The sequence below is a fragment of the Azonexus sp. genome, from assembly GCF_036170495.1.
Classification (GTDB): Bacteria; Pseudomonadota; Gammaproteobacteria; order Burkholderiales; family Rhodocyclaceae; genus Azonexus.
This window is the reverse complement of sequence record NZ_JAVHPH010000002.1, coordinates 1-1462: the sequence shown is the minus strand read 5'-3', so window position 1 is coordinate 1462 and position 1462 is coordinate 1. Positions and strand designations below refer to the sequence as shown.

General features: G+C 61.8%; 1 protein-coding gene and 1 pseudogene. One reads left to right on the top strand and one right to left on the bottom strand.

Going from position 1 to position 1462, the window contains the following annotated elements; genetic code table 11:
- A pseudogene (locus ADADOO_RS00055) lies at nt 1-525 on the top strand (alanine--glyoxylate aminotransferase family protein); the annotation flags it as partial.
- 25 nt (nt 526-550) lie between these two features.
- Here ADADOO_RS00055 and ADADOO_RS00050 read toward each other — a convergent pair.
- Nucleotides 551-1462 (bottom strand): methyl-accepting chemotaxis protein (locus ADADOO_RS00050; protein WP_511274116.1); only part of this gene is annotated, 912 nt, incomplete at its 5' end.

Here is a 1462-nt window from a genome sequence, read left to right as displayed (position 1 = left end):
TGCTGCGCCATGGTCGCCCTCGGCGAACGCGCCCGCGCCCACATCGACGCAACGAACAGCACGAGCTTTGCCGGCGACCTCAAGAAATGGCTGCAGGTCATGGAGGTCTTTGAAAACGGCGGCCATGCCTACCACGCGACAATGCCGACCGACGCCCTGGCCAAGCTGCGCGATGCCATGCTGGAAACCGAAGCCTATGGTTTCGCAAAGGTTTGCCAGGAACAAACCGATCTCGGCCGCCGCATCCGTCAGCTGCTGGAGGCCAATGGCTTCCCCAGCGTCGCCGCCGAAGGCTTCCAGGCGCCCGGCGTGGTGGTCAGCTACACCACCGACCCGGAAATCCACAGCGGCAAGAAATTTGTCGCCCTGGGCCTCCAGACCGCTGCTGGCGTACCCCTGCAGTGTGACGAACCGGCCGATTTCCGGACCTTCCGCCTCGGTCTGTTCGGTCTGGAAAAGCTGCACAATCCGGCGCAGACGGTTGAAAACTTCGCCACCGCGCTGGCCGCAGCAACCCGGGCTTAGTGCCCGGGCATCTGATCAAACAGGCTTACGACACGGCAACCGAGTTAGCCATGCGTTCGAGGTTTTCGATGACGCCAAGGCTGCCCTGCTCCATCGCCTGAACATGCTTGAGCATGGCCTCGATGTCACCCGCGGCCTTGGCTTGCAGCGCGGCCTTGCCATTGGTATGGACCACGATGTGCGGCGCTTCCATCTCGCGATAACCTGGCAACTGGCTGAATAACCCCTTGCCTTCACCTTCGTAGTACCACTTGCCGAGCCGGCAGCCGGTATGTGCAGCGACGCCATCCGCCGCCAGGCTCTCGAGATCGAACAGCGCCATGTAAATGCGGAACTTGAAGACCAGGTGATCGACCTTGGCAACCTCGACAAAGCTGCTCAGGGCGCTGGCGGAGATCACGTGCTCCATCTTCTGCGACATGTCCATGAGACGACGCATGTCTTCGGTCGACTTGCCGCCGCGCTGGCTGAAATCGTCGGCCGACGACGAGAGCAGTTCCATGGCCTCCTTGGCCTGCGTCGAGTTATGACGGATGTCGTTGACCAGCCCGCCGATGTCCTTCGTTGCCTTTGATGTGCGCTCGGCCAGCTTGCGAACCTCGTCGGCGACCACCGCGAATCCGCGCCCCGACTCACCGGCGCGGGCCGCCTCGATGGCGGCATTAAGGGCGAGCAGATTGGTCTGATCGGCGATTTCGTGAATGAGCTGAACAATCGAGCCGATCTTGTCGGCTTGAATGGCCAGCGACTCGACTTCATGTGCCGATTTGGCCGAAGCCTGCGCCAACTGGTGCAAATTGGTGGCGATTTCCGTCGTCGCCTGACCGCTCAATTTTGCCACTTCTGCCGCTTCGGTCGCCTGCAGCTTCTCGTCATGCAGCACGCTGGCCATATTGCCCAGGCTGCCTTGCGACCCGGCCAGCGTCGCACTGAAACT